Annotated in this window: 14 protein-coding genes and 9 pseudogenes; 5 read left to right on the forward strand and 18 right to left on the reverse strand. The window is 74.2% G+C overall.

The window, feature by feature from the left end; genetic code table 11:
• Positions 1-52: 52 nt before the first annotated feature.
• The coding region (locus UK94_RS06740) for a class I SAM-dependent methyltransferase (RefSeq protein WP_313949460.1) at positions 53-450 on the forward strand (398 nt) is incomplete at its 3' end.
• Positions 451-859: 409 nt separating this feature from the next.
• Here the strand turns inward: UK94_RS06740 and UK94_RS06745 are convergent.
• On the reverse strand, positions 860-1,615 hold the full coding sequence (locus tag UK94_RS06745; RefSeq protein ID WP_313949455.1) for a methyltransferase domain-containing protein: 756 nt from the start codon (positions 1,613-1,615) through the stop codon (positions 860-862).
• Positions 1,616-2,223: 608 nt separating this feature from the next.
• Here UK94_RS06745 and UK94_RS42115 point away from each other — a divergent pair.
• Positions 2,224-2,535, forward strand: a complete 312-nt coding sequence (locus tag UK94_RS42115; protein ID WP_235486827.1) for a helix-turn-helix transcriptional regulator — start codon at positions 2,224-2,226, stop codon at positions 2,533-2,535.
• Here UK94_RS42115 and UK94_RS42120 read toward each other — a convergent pair.
• The 3 genes and pseudogenes from UK94_RS42120 to UK94_RS06765 all read right to left on the reverse strand — a co-directional run.
• Positions 2,496-3,293 (reverse strand): annotated as a pseudogene (locus UK94_RS42120) (lipase); the annotation flags it as partial. The gene UK94_RS42115 and the pseudogene UK94_RS42120 sit on opposite strands and share 40 nt — an antisense overlap.
• A gap of 805 nt (positions 3,294-4,098) precedes the next feature.
• Complete coding sequence (locus UK94_RS06760) at positions 4,099-4,908, reverse strand: class I SAM-dependent methyltransferase (protein ID WP_011604836.1); 810 nt, start codon at positions 4,906-4,908, stop codon at positions 4,099-4,101.
• Between the two features lie 237 nt (positions 4,909-5,145).
• On the reverse strand, positions 5,146-5,973 hold the full coding sequence (locus UK94_RS06765) for a MerR family transcriptional regulator (RefSeq protein ID WP_055749148.1): 828 nt from the start codon (positions 5,971-5,973) through the stop codon (positions 5,146-5,148).
• A gap of 209 nt (positions 5,974-6,182) precedes the next feature.
• Here UK94_RS06765 and UK94_RS06770 point away from each other — a divergent pair, with 209 nt between their 5' ends.
• The gene (locus tag UK94_RS06770; RefSeq protein WP_011604834.1) at positions 6,183-6,827 is read left to right on the forward strand and encodes a dihydrofolate reductase family protein; all 645 of its coding nucleotides are present in this window, start codon (positions 6,183-6,185) and stop codon (positions 6,825-6,827) included.
• 39 nt (positions 6,828-6,866) lie between these two features.
• Here UK94_RS06770 and UK94_RS06775 read toward each other — a convergent pair whose 3' ends face one another.
• The 9 genes and pseudogenes from UK94_RS06775 to UK94_RS06800 form a co-directional block, all read right to left on the reverse strand.
• The gene (locus UK94_RS06775) at positions 6,867-7,556 is read right to left on the reverse strand and encodes a class I SAM-dependent methyltransferase (RefSeq protein WP_041939380.1); all 690 of its coding nucleotides are present in this window, start codon (positions 7,554-7,556) and stop codon (positions 6,867-6,869) included.
• Between the two features lie 141 nt (positions 7,557-7,697).
• The coding region (locus UK94_RS06780) for a 2-phosphosulfolactate phosphatase (protein ID WP_235486740.1) at positions 7,698-8,308 on the reverse strand (611 nt) is incomplete at its 5' end.
• A gap of 1 nt (position 8,309) precedes the next feature.
• A pseudogene (locus UK94_RS42130) lies at positions 8,310-8,483 on the reverse strand (hypothetical protein); the annotation flags it as partial.
• The gene (locus UK94_RS06785; RefSeq protein WP_235486742.1) at positions 8,398-9,231 is read right to left on the reverse strand and encodes an SHOCT domain-containing protein; all 834 of its coding nucleotides are present in this window, start codon (positions 9,229-9,231) and stop codon (positions 8,398-8,400) included. The gene UK94_RS06785 and the pseudogene UK94_RS42130, both read right to left, overlap by 86 nt.
• A 1,183-nt stretch (positions 9,232-10,414) precedes the next feature.
• Positions 10,415-10,550 (reverse strand): annotated as a pseudogene (locus tag UK94_RS42135) (GNAT family N-acetyltransferase); the annotation flags it as partial.
• A gap of 1 nt (position 10,551) precedes the next feature.
• A pseudogene (locus UK94_RS75825) lies at positions 10,552-11,000 on the reverse strand (GNAT family N-acetyltransferase); the annotation flags it as partial.
• A 365-nt stretch (positions 11,001-11,365) separates the two neighbouring features.
• The coding region (locus tag UK94_RS72995) for a hypothetical protein (protein ID WP_268761240.1) at positions 11,366-11,422 on the reverse strand (57 nt) is incomplete at its 5' end.
• Between the two features lies 1 nt (position 11,423).
• A pseudogene (locus UK94_RS42145) lies at positions 11,424-11,539 on the reverse strand (NADP-dependent oxidoreductase); the annotation flags it as partial.
• A 1-nt stretch (position 11,540) separates the two neighbouring features.
• A pseudogene (locus UK94_RS06800) lies at positions 11,541-12,268 on the reverse strand (NADP-dependent oxidoreductase); the annotation flags it as partial.
• 335 nt (positions 12,269-12,603) lie between these two features.
• Here UK94_RS06800 and UK94_RS73000 point away from each other — a divergent pair.
• Entirely contained in the window at positions 12,604-14,157 is a 1,554-nt protein-coding gene (locus UK94_RS73000; RefSeq protein WP_157734145.1) for a hypothetical protein, read from the forward strand.
• A gap of 123 nt (positions 14,158-14,280) precedes the next feature.
• Here UK94_RS73000 and UK94_RS42155 read toward each other — a convergent pair.
• The 4 genes and pseudogenes from UK94_RS42155 to UK94_RS06825 form a co-directional block, all read right to left on the reverse strand.
• A partial coding sequence (locus tag UK94_RS42155) for a methylenetetrahydrofolate reductase (RefSeq protein WP_235486745.1) occupies positions 14,281-14,695 on the reverse strand: 415 nt, incomplete at its 5' end.
• A gap of 1 nt (position 14,696) precedes the next feature.
• Positions 14,697-15,087, reverse strand: a pseudogene (locus UK94_RS42160) (methylenetetrahydrofolate reductase); the annotation flags it as partial.
• 704 nt (positions 15,088-15,791) lie between these two features.
• Positions 15,792-16,751 (reverse strand): M56 family metallopeptidase, encoded by a 960-nt coding sequence (locus UK94_RS06820; protein ID WP_011604822.1) that lies wholly within the window; start codon positions 16,749-16,751, stop codon positions 15,792-15,794.
• The gene (locus UK94_RS06825; protein WP_011604821.1) at positions 16,748-17,170 is read right to left on the reverse strand and encodes a BlaI/MecI/CopY family transcriptional regulator; all 423 of its coding nucleotides are present in this window, start codon (positions 17,168-17,170) and stop codon (positions 16,748-16,750) included. Before UK94_RS06825 ends, UK94_RS06820 begins: the two co-directional genes overlap by 4 nt.
• A gap of 277 nt (positions 17,171-17,447) precedes the next feature.
• On the opposite strand from UK94_RS06825, the pseudogene UK94_RS06830 reads away from it, so the two are divergent.
• A pseudogene (locus UK94_RS06830) lies at positions 17,448-17,874 on the forward strand (ATP-binding cassette domain-containing protein); the annotation flags it as partial.
• On the opposite strand, the pseudogene UK94_RS42165 reads toward UK94_RS06830, so the two are convergent.
• Positions 17,863-18,016, reverse strand: a pseudogene (locus UK94_RS42165) (IS256 family transposase); the annotation flags it as partial. The pseudogenes UK94_RS06830 and UK94_RS42165 sit on opposite strands and share 12 nt — an antisense overlap.

Genomic DNA, 18,016 nt, shown 5'->3' on the forward strand with positions numbered 1-18,016 from the left:
CCGCGACGCCTACGACGGCGTCGCCGAACGGTATGCGCAGTTGTTCAGCGGCGTGCTGGCCCACCGCCCGCTGGACCGCGCGCTGCTCGGCGCGTTCGCCGAACTCGTCCTCGCCCGCAGCACGGCCACCGGCGCACCCGCCGTCGTCGCCGACCTCGGCTGCGGCCCCGGCCACGTCACCGCGCACCTGTGCGAGCTCGGCGTGGACGCCTTCGGCGTCGACCTGTCCCCGCAGATGATCAGGCTGGCTCGCCGTGACCGGCCCGGGCTGCGCTTCGCAGTGGGAAACATGCACCGCCTCGCGCTTGCCGACGGTGTCCTGGGCGGCATCGTCGCCTGGTATTCGATCATCCACACTCCGCCGGTGCGGGTGCCGGCGCTGTTCGCCGAGTTCGCCCGGGTGCTCGCTCCCGGCGGCCACCTACTGCTGGGCTTCCAGGCCGCCGACACNGGCGCCGACGCACCCCAGCCGCATCCGCACCAGGTCACCCCGTCGCACCGCTGGCCCCCGGAGGCGATCGCCGCGCTGCTGNGCCCGGNCGGGTTCGTCGAGTCCGCCCGGCTGCTGCGTGCACCCGACGCGACCGAACGGCTCCCCAGCGCCGTCCTGCTCGCCCACCGCCCGCCGGCCCCCTGAGACCGCTCGGGCGTCCCCCCGGACTGCTCGGACATCCCCTGGGCCGGTCGGCCACGCCCTGGCTGGTCGGCCACGCCCTGGCCGGTCGGCCACGCCCTGGCCGGCGGGTCCGGCGGGCCTCGCGGCGGACCTCGGGCTACCGGCCGGCGCCTTCGGCGAACAGCATCCGAGCCAGCCCGGTTGGCCGGCCAGCCCGGTTGATCGGCCAGCCCGGTTGGCCGGTCAGCTCGGCTCCTCCTGCCGGCGGGTCGCCACGACGGTGGCCGCGGGGATCTGGACGTGGATGTGCCCGTCGACGCGCCGGGGAGCAAAGCCGGTGGCCGGCCCGCCGTCGAGTTCGGCGGCGAGGACGGCCAGGGCGCCGTCCCGGTCGCCGGCGTCGGTCAGCATCTGCGCCACCGCGAACGGCGCGGGCGTCTCGGTGTCGTGCCGGGTGAGCGGTCCGACCACGGCGCGCACCAGCGCGGCGAGCTCGTCGGCGAGCAGGACACCGGCGTGGGACGGGTCGATCGTGCGGTGCAGCTCGTCGAAGGGCCCACGCAGCCGCGCGTCCGGGGGGACCATGTCGGCGACGGCCACCCGCCCGCCGGGCCGGCAGACCCGGGCCATCTCGGCGATCGCGGCGCCCGGCTCGGCGAAGTGGTGCAGCGCGGCGCGGCAGACGACCAGGTCGAAGGAGGCGTCGAGGAACGGCAGCGCGGTGGCGTGGCCCCGCTGGAGCAGCACGTTGGTGAGGCCGGCGGTGCGCACGCGGTCGGCGGCCAGTCCCAGCATCGTCGGCGTCAGGTCCACGCCGACGACCTGACGCACCCGCGGTGCGGCCGCGGCGGCGACGTGCCCGCCGCCGCAGGCGACATCGAGGATGATCATGTCCGGGTCGAGGGATTCCAGCCAGGGCAGCGGCGGAGTGCGACGCTCGGCGAACAGCGCGTCGTCCCCGGTGAACAGTCGGGTCTGGCGGGCGAAGGAGCGGCGCACGGTCGCATCGTGATCGGCCGCATCGTGATCGGTCGCATCGTGATCGGTCGCATCCATAACGCTTATTTGTAGTGTGATCCGGTATGACCGTCTGTGCGCGACCGGTCGACAATCCGCCCGTTGCGGCCATCGTCGCGATGACGGATCCGGNGGCGGCCGACCGGATCCGGGCCGGCACCTACGCCTATGACGGCGAACAGGTCAGCTCCGGCTGGCACGTCCACGACCTCGACCAGATCGAGTACGCCTGGCAGGGCACCGTCGAGGTCGAGACCGCCGCCACCCACCACCTGCTCCCACCGCGGCACGCCCTGTGGATCCCGGCGGGCCTGGCCCACCGCACGACCCTGCACCGGGTCCGCACGGTGTCGGTGTTCCTGGACCCGCAGATGATGGGCCTCGCCCCCGACCGCGCCCGGATCCTGNCCGCGGCGGCCCCGATCCGCGAGATGATCCTGCACGCGGTGCGCTGGCCGATCGGCCGCCGCGGCGGCGACCCGCTCGCCGACACCTTCTTCACCGCCCTGTCCGGTCTGCTCGTCGAAGGACTCGACAACGCCACCCCGCTGTGCCTGCCGACCAGCAGCGACCCGATCGTCGCCGCGGCCATGCGCCACGCCGAGGGCCACCCGCAGGTCGCCACCATCGGCGCGGTGTGCCGGGCGGTGGGCGTCTCCGAACGCACCCTGCGCCGGCGGTTCGTCGCCTCCACCGGACTGACCTGGCGCGAGTACCTGCTGCACAGCCGGATGGCCCGGGCGGCGGCGCTGCTGAGCGAACCCGGGCCCACCGTGCTCGACATCGCGATCGCCGTCGGGTTCGACAGCGCCAGCGCCTTCACCCGTGCCTTCCGTCAGCACACCGGCGACACCCCGACCGCCTACCGCCGGCGGGTGATGCCGGCGCCGGGGCCGGGCTGAGGGTCCCGGCCGACGACACGTACCTGCGGGAAGGCCCGGCTCGGCGCGTCGAGCAGCGGCTGCGCCCGCCCGCACAGCCACCGTTCGACGAACGCCCCGACGTAGGCGCGGGTGATCGCCAACGCCTGCCGTCCGGTCAGCGCCCCCGCCGGCGCCGGCGCCGGGGGCACCGCGGCGGGCAGCGGGATCTGGTCGGCGAGGACGGGATCGTCGGTGAAGCTGAAGTGGTCGGCGCCGTCGACGTCGAGCCACAGTCGCGGCGGGCCCAGGTGCGCCCACGCCTGCGCCCAGGTCGGATCGTCGTCCTCCTGCGCTGCGCCGTCTGCCTTCACCGCGCCGCCTCCCCGCGAGGCGCCGTCTCCGGCTGCCGCGGCGGGGTTCTTCGCCGCGCCGTCCCCTGCCGCCGGGGTGGCGCCGGGGTGGTCCGCTGTCGCGCCGAACAGCAGAAACGCCCGCCCGCCGAACCCGCCGGCGCCGACCGGTTCACCGAGGGTGCCGTCCAGGTCGACCCCGGCGCGCACCCGCCGGTCGTGCAGCAGCAGCGACGCCGCCGCCGACCCGCCGAGGGAGTGCCCGACCGCGGCGACGCGCGCCGGGTCGATGACGGCCGCGTCGCGCCACGCCGGGTGCGCCCCGGTGAGGCTGTCCAGGACGAAGGACAGGTCGGCGGCGCGCCCGCGGCTCGCGGCGGCGAAGTCGGCGTCGGTGCGCATCCGGTCGCACGCCACGCAGGTCAGCGTGCGCCCGCCGGGGAACACNGTGGCGACCGACTCGTAGGCGTGGTCGACGGTCGCGGCGACCAGACCGCGGCTGGCGAGGTCCTCGGCGAGCCCGGTCAGCGAGCGGCGCCCCACCCCCAGGCCCGGGGACAGCAGCACCAGCGGCCGGCGTCCGGGCAGCGGGAGCGCCCCGGCACGGCTGGCGATGCGCGTGTCGGCCAGCGCCTGCACGGGCAGGGCGTCGGCCAGGCCGAGTGCGGCCAGGTAGGCGCGGATCTCCTCGGCCGTGGCGTAGCGGGCCGGGGTGCCGGTGGCGGGCCGCGCCGGGTAGTAGATGTCGACCATCAGCTCGCGGGCGACGGTGGGTACCCACGGGTCGCGCCGGTGCTGGTCGACCAGGTGCAGCGTGTCCCGGCCGACCGCGAGAGGCCCGGTGGGCCGGGGCAGGGCCAGCGCCGCCACCGTCCCCGGGCCCTGCGTGGGCGACAGGGCCGGTGGGGCCGGCGGGGGGCCGGCCGCCGCGGNAGTNCCGGCGACGGGGAGCAGTAGAGTCGCTACGGCGAGACACGCCGCGCGGAAGATTTCCCTCACTACTCGCACTCTAGGTGGTGCACTGGTCGCCCACCGTGCACCCCGGGTAGTCCGCCTGGCGACACCCGGCGGCGAGGGGTCCACTGATGGCCGTCTCCCACGACACGAGGTGCGCTCGACGGCCGCCGAACGCCTTCTCCGACTCTCGCGGGCCGCCGCGGGGGCCAGGAAGGCCGGGCGGAGGCTGGTAGCGGCAGGGCACCCCTCGCACGGGCCGCACGGGCCTTCGAGCGCGGGCCTTCGAGGCGCCGTGCTAGCCGGGGGCGCGGCCCCAGGCGATGGCCGTGGCGAAGGACAGGTCGAAGAACGCCGGGTCCGCGAGGGCGGCCAGGGCCTCGTCGAGGGTGTCGTCGTCGGCGAGGCCCAGCTCGCGGATGTGCGGGCGCAGCCGGGTCAGGGTCAGCGCCCAGCACTGGGCGGAGGCACCCGCACCGCCCGTGGTCGGCAGGTGCACGCTCACCCCGACGTCGACCAGACCGCGGGCCTGCAGCGGGGCGGGAAACCCGCGCGCCCAGGCGGAGTCGGTGCCGATGGTCCTCGCCAGCGCCTCGTCGATGCTGTGCATGGCCCGGCGGAACGCCGGGTGCGGTGAGGAGTCGAGGGGGAACTTCACGATCGACTCGACGACGAGGACGCCGCCGGGTTGCAGCCAGTCCCGCAGGCGGTCCAGGACGTACTCGCGGTCGGGAAGGTGTTCCAGGACGAACCGGGCGTGGATGAGGTCGAACGGTCCGCCCGCGGGTGCGGGGTCGCGGGTGACGTCGTGACGCAGGACCGTCAGGTCCGGGCCGGCGAGGACGTCGAGGTGGCGGATGTCGACGTCGGTGGCGACCACATGGCCGGCCCCGGTGACGCGGTCGGCGAGCCAGGCCGCGATCGAGCCCCCGCCGGCGCCCACCTCCAGGCATCGCCAGCCGACGCCGACGCCGCGTTCGTCCAGGACGCGGATCGTCGTCGGGTCGCAGACCGCGGCCATGGCGGCCAGGCGGGCACGTTCGGTGTCGGTCGGGCCGCCGAGCACGTCGTCGGCGTAGCGCCGCGGCGGGGGCGCGGTGTCGGTCATCGCCGCGCCCCCGCCGCTGCCCTCGCGCGTACCGCCGCGTCTGCGGGCCGGGGCGCACAGGCGCGATCGGGTCGGGTGTCGTCGGGTCGGGTCTCGTCGGGTCGGGGACGCGCGCGACGGCACGGGTCGCACCGGTCGAAGGAGTTCACGGGGAGAAACTCTGCCGCAACGCAGCGCGTCAGGGGCGGGTTCCGGCCCGGATCACCGGGTCGGCGTCGGGTCAGCGTCAGCATGGGGTCATTTCTTCAGGATCGGCTCCTGCAGTTCGGTGACCCACCGTTCGGGGGCGTGCGGGGGGCAGGCGAGGTAGAGCTCGCGGGGGTAGCCGACGGCCTGGTAGCCGTGGGCGTCGATCCACGCGGCCAGGGCCTGACCGCAGGGAGCCACCTCGTCCATCGACCCGCGGTGGACGAGGGTGGCCGCGGCGGGAACCTCGGGCAGGTCCACGAACGTGAGGTCCGGGTGGGAGTCGGGCCCGGCCGCGACCGGCAGGGCCGCGTGGACGCTGATCGTGCCGGCACCCTGGGCGGCGTCGGTGTAGTAGGCGACGGCGGGTCCGGTCGGCGTCACCCCGGCGCGGGCCAGCCGGTCGACCAGGTCGTCGGACAGGGCGCTGACGACCGGTCCGACGTCCTCGGGGGCGTAGCTGGCGGCGGTGGCGACCAGTTCCGCGACCCGGACCGCGGTCAGGCGCTTGATGAGAACGTCGTCGGTGGGCATGTGTCCCTCGCCTTCGATCGCGCGGAGCCTCGCGTGCACCCGGGCCAGCCGTGCGGTGTCGGCCGCGATCGTGGCGGCGAGCTCGGCCTGGCGCAGTCGCAGCATGCCGCGCAGTTCGGCGACGCCCACCTGCTCGTCGAGGATCGCCCGCACCTGCACCAGGGTGAGACCGAGGTCCTTCAGGGCGATGATCCGGTTGAGCCTGGCGAGCTGGTCGGCCCGGTAGAAGCGGTAGCCGCTGACCGGGTCGACGTGGGCGGGCCGCAGCAGTCCGATCGCGTCGTAGTGCCGCAGCATGCGGACCGACACGAGCCCGCGGCGGGCGAAGGCTCCGATGTTCAACATGACACCCACCGGTCTACGGCCTGCCACCGTGTCAGGGTCAACCGTCGGCGACCGCAACCCCTGGACGACGCGAGCGCCGACCGGACGCCGAGGGCCGTCGCGGCGAGGAGTCCGCCGGGGCCGGCCGGCGGGTCTATCTTGCGACGGGACACCACCAGCGCAGCGGGACCACCAGCGCATCGGGAGCACCAACGCATCGGGAGCAGGGCATGGGCCTCATCCACGTCGAGCTGTTCGCAACCCTCGATCTTGTCGGGCAGGCGCCCGGCGGCCCGCAGGAGGATCCGGTGGGGTTCCCGTTCGGCGGCTGGCAGGCGCCCCTGCTGGACGAGGTCAGCGGGGCGCAGGTCGCTGCCGCGTACGAGGGCACGGACGCCCTCCTGCTCGGCCGACGGACGTATGACATCTTCGCCGCCTACTGGCCGCAGCAGGAGGGCGGCGAGGACAACGAGATCGCCACACTGTTCAACGACGTCCCGAAGTACGTGGCTTCGCGTGGCAGGCCCACCCTGTCGTGGGCCGGGTCCACGCAGCTCGGCCCGGATCTGGCCGGCGCGGTGCGCGAGATCCGTGACCGGCACGAGCAGGTGAAGGTCGTCGGGAGCCTGAACCTGGTGCAGACCCTCCTGCGCGAGAAGCTCTTCGACCGTCTCGACCTGTGGCTGCACCCGGTCGTGCTCGGCGTGGGCAAGAAGGTGTTCGACGGTGGCGCGGTGCCCACGAACCTCACCCTCCTCGAACCGCCGGTGGCCAGTCCGAAGGGCATCGTGTTCCTGCGCTACGGGCTTGCCGACGGCACGCCCGCCACGGGAGACATGACCGCCCCCGATCGCGGTGTCGGGCGCGACGACTGACGCCGCCTGACGCCGCCCGCGCCGGGTGGGCCTGCGCGCTCACACGCCGCCGGGGTCCGCCCGGGTGGCGGCCAGCGCGAGCAGGTTCGGGACGGGATGGTCGCCATCGTCCTCGGCGGTCTCCCGCAGGACGAGCCCGGCGCCCGTCAGCGCGTTGAGCAGCACCGGCAGGGGGACGTTGACCACCCCGACACGGGAGCGGATCCCGTCGCCGAGCAGCGGGTGTTCGGCGACGCGCCGGTGGTCGCGGTAGCCGGGATGGACGGTGCAGCAGCCGTGGTCGTCGCGTTCGACGAAGACGCCGCCGAAGCACGGGTGCGCGGCGACGACCACCAGGCGTCCACCCGGGCGCAGCACCCGGTGGGCTTCGGTGAACATCGGTTGCAGGTCGTCGACGTCGGTGGTGGTCATGATCGTGGCGACGGCGTCGAGGGACCGGTCGGCGAGCGGGAGCCCCTCGGCGCCGGCGACGACGGCGCTGAGGCCCCGGCGGCGGGCGAGGTCGACCTGGCGCGCGGAGACGTCGACGCCGATCACCCGCCAGCCCAGGGCGCCGAGCGCGGGGGCGTGCGCCCCGCCGCCGCAGCCGAGGTCGAGGCAGAGCCGGCCGCGGCCGGGACCGAGCAGCCGGGCCAGCAGACGGTCGGCCGATCGGGCGACCGGTTGGCCCGCTCCCCCGGTCACGAAACCGTCATACCAGTCGGCGAAGTCGTCGTAACGGGCTCGCATGCGACCACTCGACCATGCAGTGTGGTGCCCTGTCATCGCGTTTTCGTGGCGGTCGGTCGCGCAGCTCGTCCCGGTCGGCCCCGGTCGGCTCCGGTCGGCCCCGGTCGGTCATGCCCGCGCCCGCCGCCCCGCCGCGGCCGGTCACCCGCCGAGGGCGGTGAACGCGCCGTCGCGCAGCACGGGAACGACCGCGTCGGCGTCGAGCTGCGCGGCGCTGGCGACGTCGTCGTCCCAGCCCAGCGCCAGCAGCTCCCGTCCGGACACGGACGCGCGCAGCTCGTCGTGCAGCTCGGGTTCGGCCGCACGGAAGGCGGCCAGGGCGGCGCGCGCCTCCGGGGAGAGCCGTGCTCGGGGCAGGGCGCCCGCCTCGACGGTGCGGGCGATGATCGCACCGGCGCCGAGCAGGTCCTCGACGGCGGGACGCAGCGGACCGCGGTGCTCGCGTCCGTCCGGGTCCGGCCACCGTTCGCCGGCGGCGATCACCACGACGCTCCGGCCGGCGGCGAGGTCGGCCGCGAGCACGGTGCCCACCGCCGCCGCGTTGCGCAGGCAGCCGGCGACGGGGGCCGCGCCGCTGTCGGCCACCGCAGCCGACAGCGTGGCGCCGTTGGGTGAGGGCAACACGAGGCGCGTGCCCGCCGGGATGCGGGCGAGGGCAGCCGGTGACAGCGACCACGGGCTGGTCGGATCCTCGCGCCGGCCGGCGAGCACCGCCCCCTGCTGCGCGGCGAAGGACGCGGCGGCGGCGTCGCNCCATCGCCACGGCAGCACCTGCGCGCCGCGGCTGACCGCGACGCTGACCGCCGTCGTGAACCGCAGCACGTCGACGATCACGACGGTGTCACTGTCCGGCGCGAGAACGGCCAGGTCCTCCCCACCCCAGCCGAAGCGCACCCGAAACGGCCGCTGCTCGCCCACATCCACCACGTCCTACTCCTGTCCGCCTGTGTGTGAACCGCTCGCGGTCGTTTGCGGTGGATGACACGGGTGCGGTGGATGGCGCGGGCGGCCCGGTAGGGGGTTCGACGCCGGGCGACGTCGTGGGGGGCGGGCTCGCCATCGGCAGGCTGTCGACGGTGACGGTCCCATGCTGGCTGGTGAACGACAGAGTGCCCGGCGCGGCGCCCTGCTGCTGGTGCACGCCGCCGATGCTGTGGTCAAGGGTGTCGTAGACGCGCACGGGCCCGCCGCCGCTCTGCACGGCCAGCCTCCTGAGCTGGGGGAACACCGCGTAGCGGGTGTCATTCTGGCCGCCGCTCGCGCGGGGCCGCCCCAGCTCGTCCGGCCACCAGATACCCGGTTCGGCCATACCGCGGTTCGCCGGGTGCACCGACCCGGGTTCGCCCGCCGACACCGGACCGGCCGCGGCCGCAGGCGCGTACAGCGGCGTGGCGGCCAGCAGGGCGGCCAGTTCGCTCGCGAGGCCGCTGACCGTCGCCTGCAGGCCGTGGTTGCCCATGTCGCCGATCATGGTCATGCCGCCCGCCATCCACTGCCCGGCGCCGCCGAACTCGGGGTGGGAGAACTGCGCCATGGTGCCGTTGCCCCGCCGGACCGCCTCCAGCAGGGCGTACACGGCGTCGGTGCTCACCGCGTACCTGGCGCAAAGGTCCGCAACCGCCCGCTCGCCCTGGCTGGTCAACGTGCGCATGGTGCCGCCCCAGGTGTCGCCCATAGCCGCAGCGTAGGGACAGAATGACCCCCGCGCCGCAAAGAACAGCCAGATATCCCAGGGCGGCCGGCCATCCGGGAGATCCGACCTCAGGGAAGGTCGCTGTCGCCNCCCAGGTTGGNGATCACGCGCCGCGGAACGTTGAGCGCCGCCACGTACTCGGCCGTCCCGACGCCTTCCTGCATCTGTTCGTGCGCGCGTGCGTTGCGTNCCCCTGCCCGGAGCCGACCGGCCTCTCCGGCCTCGGTCAGCGTCAGAGTCCCAGCGTCTTCCGTCATCCATCCGCGGGCGACCAGGTCGTCGAAGACACCGTCGACATCGATCCCGAGGTCATCAAAAGGGCCCAGCCGTTCANCCAGACGTACGCGGCTGCACATGCCAGGTGTAGCACTTCTGGGAGTACTCCCTGCCAGACCCTGCTTCTGCCCGCCGTCGGCCCGCGGCTGGTGATCCGCGGAAANGGGCGGCCCGCGCGCCGCCGCGCTCGGGCCGCCCGGGCACCCACAGCGCAGGAATCCGCCGCGGCTCACCGCCTGGTGTCGAAAGTTCGCCCGTTCGACGCTGACGGCGGTGAGTCGTCCTACCCGCGGCCGGTGTTCCAGGTGCCGCTCTCGCCGCCGCCGCTCCAGGCGCCGCCCTGCGGGCCGCTGTTCCAGGCGCCGGTCTGCCCGCCGCCGCTCCAGGTCCCGCTCTGCTGACCGCTACCCTCCGGAGCACCGGGTGNCCCGGCCTGCGCCGCAGTACCTGCCAGGACGATCGCGAAGACCGCGAATATCAGAACTCCAGGACTCAGCACTCTTCTCATAATCGTCTCCGTCTCTCCTCCACAGTCGTGATGTCGTTCCCGATCGCCCTCCAAGAAAACGGTTCGACGTGCCTTCAGATGCACGCGCTGTGAGGTTTGAAGCAGGGTCCTCTCGGTTCCNCACACTTTGTTGTGGATGCTGGTTTCAGGAAAGCGTTGATTGTCGCCGTCCATACGGGGATTCCAGGACAGTCGGCGAGGTGGCCGGCGTGGACGGCGCCGGTCGCGGGGACGCTCGCCCGGCCGTGAGCGGTCGCTGCGCGACCTCGAGCCGTTGCGCCGCGACCGGGTCGTCTTACTGGTCGCCGCGCGGGATGCGCCGGCCGGCGAGCGGTCGCTGCATCNCCCATTCCGGCCGGTCATCGCCAGGGACCGCCTCTNCCACGCTGGTCCGGGTGAACCCGCTGCGCTGGTAGAGCAGGATCGCGTGGAGGTTGCTCGGGTAGACCCTCAACACGGCCTTGTCGGCGCCCGCCCGCTCGGCCCACTCGACCACGGCCGCGACGAGCAGCTCGCCNACCCCGCGGCCGCGGGCCGCCGGCGCCACCCACAGCGATGTCAGCTCGACGGTGTCGACGCCGGTCCGGTCACCGCTGACCATGCCGGCCGGCCGGTCGTCGAGGTCGGCGACGATGTTGACGGCGACCGTCTCGAGTCGCGCTCGCCACCGTCGCTGCGTGTCGCCGGGTCCCTGCCAGTCCGCGAGCGAGGAGCCGAAGGCGTGCGGTGCGTCGGCCAACGCGGCCAGCCTCAACGCGCGCCACACCGGCCAGTCGTCGGCCACCAGCACCCGCAGCCGGGTCAACGGACCCCCCTGACACTGCCGCCCGGCCGGTCCATCCTCAGTTCTGCCATGGCGGATGCCCCTCCCGGCGTCCCGACCGATCCCAGGCGACCCACGACGAACCCCCGCTTTCACCTGGCAGCGCAGTTCGGAGACATTCCCACACGATCGAAGCACAGCCACCGAGACGGCGTCGATGTCGGCCTCGGTGGCCGTGAGGCCCTTCTCCCCACACTCCGCTCCGGCGGGCTTCCTCGCGCCGATGCACGTGGAGGCAGCCGCGCAGGCGCCGCTCAGCGCGACCGCGGCGCTCGCCCCAGGGAGTACACGGACGGCTGTGACGCAGGCACTCAGGGACNCAGGGACGCAGGGACGATTCTCGTCCGACACTCGGCTGGCGGAACTGATGCGACGCCGCTCGCGCGTCGGGAATTCCAGCGGTGGCGGGCAGCTGTCGCAGCGCCAGGCGTCCATCGGCTCGTTCGTGCGAGCGCCGGTCTTCGGCAATGGATGCGCTGTCGATCGGCGGACCACGCGCCACGACAGGGTCAGGCGACGAATAGCACGAGTTTGCCGCGCACGGTCCCCGCCTGACCGACGCGGTGNGCCTGGGCCACCTCGGCCAAGGGGAAAGTTCGGCCGATCTTGACGGAGAATCGCCCTGTTTCGGCCATGCGAGCAACCTGCCCCAGCGCGTAGGTGGCGCGGCCGGTGTCGCCCCGNCTGAAGCGGACGCCGGTCTGCTGCGCGCCGCGGAAGTCAGCGACCGTGATCACGTGCTCGGGTGCGCCCGCGAGCTCGACGAGCTCGGGAAGAACACCGCTGCCAGCGACGTCCAGCGCAACGTCGACGCCTGACGGTGTGATCGCCCGGACTCGTTCGGCCATCCCCTCGCCGTAGGCCACCGGTTCGGCACCGAGCGAACGGAGCGTGTCGTGCGTGCCTGGGCTGCCCACTCCGATGACGCGTGCGCCGCGCTCCACGGCGAGCTGGACAGCGGCACTCCCGACGCTGCCGGATGCCCCGTTGACGAGCACGGTGCTGCCCGCTGTCACGCCGAGCTGGTCGAGGGAGCGTGCTGCGGTCTCGGCTGCGGCGGGGATCGCTGCTGCTCTCACATAGTCAAGCGAGTACGGGATGGGGGCCCAGGGGGACAGCACAGCCAGCTCCGCCTGGGCGGCGCCGTAGGGTGACGCTCCGAAGACCCGGTCGCCCACCGCGACGCCGCAGACATCGTCGCCGATCTCGTCGACGATGCCCGCCGCCTCGTAGCCCAGAGTCTGCGGCAGTTCCTCGTCCATCAGGCCCTGACGCTTCTTCCAGTCGCCGGCGGTGATCCCCGCGGCACGGACCCGGATGCGTATCTCTGCGGCGCGGGGATGCGGGTCGGGCAGATCGACGATCCGAAGGACCTCCGGGCCACCGAACCGGCTGAACTGTACTGCCTTCACGACGCACTCCTTCGACGGAAGGAGTGACGGATCGTCCGATACCGCGTGTGCGCGTGCTCCTGGCCGNCTGTCCGCTCGGCACCCGCAGCACGTTTTTACTCCGATGCATCGGAACCTACGCCACGATCACCCGCGCTGACCGCGCCCGCACGCCGCGAGCGGCCTGCGGGTGGCCTCGGTCCTGACGCCCGATAAGGGGGGGTTATCGGGCGTCAGAATCGGGACACGGCGGGCGTCCCGTATCGTCGTTCCGTTCCGTGGTATAACGATGCTGGTTAACGTTTCATCGTGTGCGATGATACGAAAATGACGGTACGAGAGGGATGAGGATCGCGATGAGTCGGGTGCCCCGCCCCCCCGCGCAGCGCCAGGAGCCGGACGAGCCCGAGGAGCCGTTCCGACCGCCGACCCCCCGCCCGCCCGTCGAACCGCCCGAGCTGCCCGCGTCCGAGGGGGAGCCGGGCGCGCCGCCCGCGGCCACCGAGGCCCCGCAGCTCCCCTCCCCCGCCGGGCCGAGCACCCCGGCCGCGGCCCCCGGCTCGGCGGCCGCGGACATGGCCGCCGTGCACCAGGTGGCCGCGGACCGGGTGGCCGCGGACCGGGTGAGCCGGGACCGTGCCGCCGCGGACACGGCCGCCGCGGACGGTGCGGCCGAGCAGGCGCCGTCACCGGCGTCCGCCGCGGCAGGCGGGGCGCGCTGCGCCTACCCAGGTTGCACGCGCCCGGCCGCCCCCGCCGAGGGCCCCGGGCGCCCGCCGGCCTACTGCGACGATCCGGCGCACAACCGCCTCGCCGCCTACCGCCGCCGCCGCGAGCTGGCCCACCGCCCCGCCGGGACGAACACCCCGGCGACCGGCACCACCCGGCCCGCGCCGATCCCCCGCCCCCTGGCCGCCGGGCGCGCCCGCGCCGAGGAGCTCGCCGGGCAGGTGCAGGCCCTCGCCGGCGAACTGACCTCCACCCTGGAGGCCTTCGGCCGCCAGATGGCGCTGCTCGGCGACATCACCGCCGCGGAGGCGCAGGTCGAGGCCGCCGAGGCCGACGCCGCCGAACGCGTCGCCGAGGCCGTCGCCCGCGCGGTGCGCGCCGAACAGCACGCCCGCGCCGCCACCGCCGCCCGCGCCGAGGCCGACGCGGTCGCCGCCGAGGCCGTCACCGCCCTCGACGACGCCGAAGCGCGCCTGCGCGCCGCCGAGACCGCCCGCGCCGACGCCGTCGAGGAGGCCGCCGCCGCCGTGCGCGCCGCCACCGCCGCCGCCGATGCCGCCCACGCCGACGCCGACACCGCGGTGGCCGCCGCCGACGCCCAGGCCCAGGCCGCCGTCGACGCCGCCCACCGCGACGCCACCGCCCGCATCGCCGAGGCCCACGCCGACGCCGAGGCACGCCTCGCCGAGGCCACCGCCGCCCGCGACCAGGCGCTGGCCGACCTGGCCACCGCGCGCCGCGACGGCGAACGCGACGCCCGCCAGCGCACCGAGCTGCGCGCCGAACGCGACGCGCTGCGCGAGGACATCCGCGCCGAACGCGCCGAAGCGCTGCGCCTGCGCCAGGCCGCCGACGCCGACACCCAACGCCTGCGCGCCGAGGCCACCGCCGACCTCGACCGGCTACGCGCCGAAACGGCCGCGGAGATCACCCGCATCCGCGCGGAGGCGGCCGCCGACGTCGAGCGCGCCCGCGCCGCCGCGGCCGCCGAGACCGAGCGGATCCGCGCCGAGGCCGAGGCCCGCCTGGACACCGAACGGCGCACCGCCGCCGAACGCCTCGCCGTGCTCGGCGAGGCCCGCGCCGAGGCCCGCGCCCGCGCCGAACGCGCCGAACGCCAGGCCGACGACCTCGCCGCCGAACTGCGCGCCCTGCGCACCCCCGGCCCCCGCGGGACCTAGGCCGTCACCGCCGTCACCGCACCCAGCGGCCGGCAGGCTCGGCCCGCACTCTGGACCCGCTGAGCGCCAGAGGTCGTCCGCGGGCGGTAGGGGTACAAGACCTGCGAGAGACGGCCCGGGGAGTTAGAGAAGGTCCTCAAGTCGGGTGGCGACCTGGCGGTAGCGGCTGACCGGAACGAGGTGCACACCGGCGAAGGCGCCACTGTCGCGCAGCCGTAGCACCTGGTCGCAGGCCGCCTCGACCCCGGCCGCCTGGTCCCGTTCGACCGCGTGGACGAGGTCGTCGGGGATGTCGATGTCGGGGATGGTCGCGGCGAGGCGGCGGGCCATCCCGGCGCTCGCGAGGACCATCACGCCGGCGTAGACCGGCAGTTCCACCGGATGGGCGTCGCGCCAGCGCAGCAGGGCGTCCACCGAGTAGCTGACCTGTACGAACAGGAAGTCGGCCGCTCGTTTCCACGCGGGCAGTGGACGTAGGCCGGCCGCGGCGCCGACCCGGAACGCCGGCATGTCCGCGAAGACCGGACCCTCGCTGGCCNCGCGGGCCTCGTCCATCATCGCGCGCACGGTCAGGTCGCTGGTCCGGTTCCCGGCGGTGGGTTTGTCGCCGCGGACGAACAGGAACTCCTCGACGCCGTAGGCCGCGGCGGTGAGCAGGTCGCGGCGGAAGCCGAGCAGGTTACGGTCGCGGGAGTTCACGCAGGCGATGCTGCGTCCCCCCATCGCCTGCACCTCGTGGGCGACGGCGATGCTCGACACGGTCGCTCGTCCGATGTGGTTGTCGGGGATCAGGAACGCGTCGGTGACGGGGCTCAGGACGCCGATCTGGTGGCGGGCGTGGGTCAGGTCCGGCCGGGTCGGCGGCTCGATCTCGCAGATCAGCTCGAAGCCGCGCGCCGGACGCTCGTGACCCGCCGTGGAATCCTGCATCCGGACAGGATAGGACGCCACGATCCACCGACCACAGCCACACCGCACGGTGCGCCGCGCCCGGCTGCGCGCCGAGGGCCACGAGATCAGCGATGAGGATTGCCGTCCCCGCTGAAGTTCAAGAACCTCACCGTCCTGGGNCGCTACAGCTTCATCCCTTCCACCCCGCGCCAGGGCCTGCGCCCGCTGGGTGACCCGGACGCCCCCGAGCTGGACGAGGACGACGACGCCCTGGACTGACTGCGCCTTCCGGTGCGCTCGCGTGTGTCACCACGCCGCAGTCCCGCCCAGGGGGTGAAGCTGGGAAGGTGATGACGACCTGCGCAGAGTGCGGGGCGTGGGAGTGCCGCAAGGTCTTCGGCCTCGCCACCTGGGAAGTTCGCCTGGCCTGACCTGCTGCCCGTCAGTCCGACAGCCAGTGCAGCGCGTCCGCCGGGGTTTTGGCGACGNCACGGATGTTGCCGCGAATCAGCCTGTCCACCAGGGCCGGTGCCGTCTCGGCCCCGGCGCTGAGGCTGTATCCGATGCGCGGCGTGCCCAGGTCACCGGCCGCCGCGCTCTGGGCGGTGTCCCATGCCCGGTCCAGCGCCGCCAGCGCGGGCGGCGCGGACTCCGCCAAAGCCGCACCGGCCGTGGTCAGTACGACGCTACGCGTGTTGCGGACCAGCAGGGGCGTACCGCGTTCGCGCGCTTCGGCTCGCGCCCTACCTGTCAGGATGGCCTGAGACAGGTCGGGTCTGGTGCGCGAACGTCGCCTGCGCGCGCTCGAACCGGCGTTCGGTCGCGTGGGAGGTGTCGAGGGCGGCGGCTGCGGTGGCCAGGATGAGCGCGGTGAGCGTGAGGGCCAGGACAGGACGCGGTTTCGGCGGTGGCTCCCGCAGTGCCCGTGCCCGATGGGCGAGGTCGGTATGCACGGCGCCGAGCGCCGCGGTCGGCACGGTCGCTGCGCCGGCGCGGGCGCGGGCGAGGCCGGCGCGGGCGAGGGCCCGGACGGCGACAACGCGGTTGTCGCTGGTCGCGGCGGCGTCTTCGTCGGCCCAGCGTTCGACGGCGAGCCGGACGGCGGCGGCGGGTGCCCGCAGCAGTGGGTTGGCGGCGGCGGCGAGGTCGGCGAGCTGGGTGTAGGCGTGGTGGCGGTGGCGCAGGTGGGAGTGTTCGTGGGCGAGAAGCACGCGGCGTTCGTCCGGGGGCAGCGCGCGCAGCATCGCGGTGGATACCACGATCCGGCCGGTGAGTCCGGGCAGGGTGTAGGCGTCGGCCCGGTCGTCGTCGACGACGACGAGACCGGTGGGGGCGGGTCCGAGCCGGCGGCAGGTGAGTTCGGCCGCGGCGAGATCCCGGCCGACACCGACGGCCCGGCGGGTGGCGGCGGCGAGCAGCCCGGCCACAACGGCGGCCGGCAGCAGTCCGGCGGTGACGGGCAGCGGGTCGTGGCCGCGCACGACGGTGGCCGACCAGTGCCCGACCGCGGCGAGCATGGGCATCGGGGCGAGCAGGGTGAAGGCTGCGACCGACAGGATGAAACCGGTGGCGAGCGCGGTCACCAGGCAGGCAGCGGTGAGCAGCCGGGTGGCGGCGGCGGGCGGGAGCCGCCGGCCGAGCCAGCCGCCGCCGGCGGCCAGCAGCAGGCTCGTGACGAACGGGACGAGCGCGACGGCCGTCATCGCCCGGGGCCGCCGTCGATGTTGTCGGCCTCGGCGTCCGGCTGGTGGGTGGCGAGGAGGTCGGCGAGGAGCTGTTCGTCCTCCGGTCGCAGATCCGCGACGAACCGGGCGAGTGTTTCGGCCCGGTGGGTGCCGGCGCCGAGCAGGCGGGTCATCTGCCGGGCGGTGAGCGCGGCGTCGAGGGTGTCCGGGTCGGCGGCAGGGGCGTAGGTGTAAGAGCGGCCTGCGGGCGTCCGGGTCAGGGCGCCCTTGTCGTGCAGGCGAGCGAGGGTCGTCATCACCGTGGTGTAGGCCAGTGGTTCGCCGAGCTCGGCGAGCGTTTCGGCCGGGGTGAGCGGTCGGCCGGCCGCCGCGATCGCGGCGAGTACCTCCCGTTCGAGTGCTCCCGGTTCGCGTCTGGGTCTTCGCGCTGCTCTCACCTCCTCGCTACTACTGGATTGACAGTACAAGGTGTCTGGAGGTCGAGCATGCCGCGCGAAGGCTCCGTGGCGGCCGTCGAGGCGCCCCCTTCGGCGGTGCTGNCCCTGCCACCCGCCGTGTCCACGGTCTACTATTCATCGAGTAGTAGAATTGTGGATGTTCGACGGGAGGGCGTGTGGCGGTCGGTGTTCCGGCGGTGGAGGCCACCGGGCTGGTCAAACGGNTCGGTGGTCTCACCGCGGTGGATCAGGNGGATCTTCGGGTGGATGTCGGGGNGGTGTACGGCATCCTCGGCCCGAACGGCGCCGGGAAGACGACGTTCCTGCGGATGCTGTTCGGGCTGATCCGGCCGGACGCGGGGACGTTGCGGGTCTTCGGCCGGACCTGGGCCGAGGCGGGACCGTCGATGTTGGACGGGGTCGCCGGGTTCATCGAGAGTCCGAGGTTCTACCCCTACCTGTCCGGCCGGCGGAACCTGAACCTGCTCGCCGGCCTGGACGGCGGCGGGGCGGACAGCCGGATCGACGAGGTGCTCGACGTCGTCGACCTCGCCGGTCGGGCGGGTGACAAGGTCGGGGGCTACTCGTTCGGGATGCGCCAACGGCTCGGGGTCGCCGCGTCGCTGCTGCGGAGCCTGTCACGATTTCCGTGTAAGCCAGAGGTGAATAGCTTAGCTTACGCGTTCACGCTATCAGAAAGGTAGGCGTCCGGGGAAGAGGTTGGCGAGCGTGTTGAGCGCGATTTTCCATCCGTGGGTTCCAGTGCCGGACTCGCCGCCCCGCTGACTCGATATGTTGCGAAGCCCGAGGTAGAGTAGCTTCATCGCCGCGTCACGGTCGGGGAAA

The organism is Frankia sp. AvcI1 (assembly GCF_001420875.1).
In the GTDB taxonomy this organism is placed as follows: domain Bacteria; phylum Actinomycetota; class Actinomycetes; order Frankiales; family Frankiaceae; genus Frankia; species Frankia alni.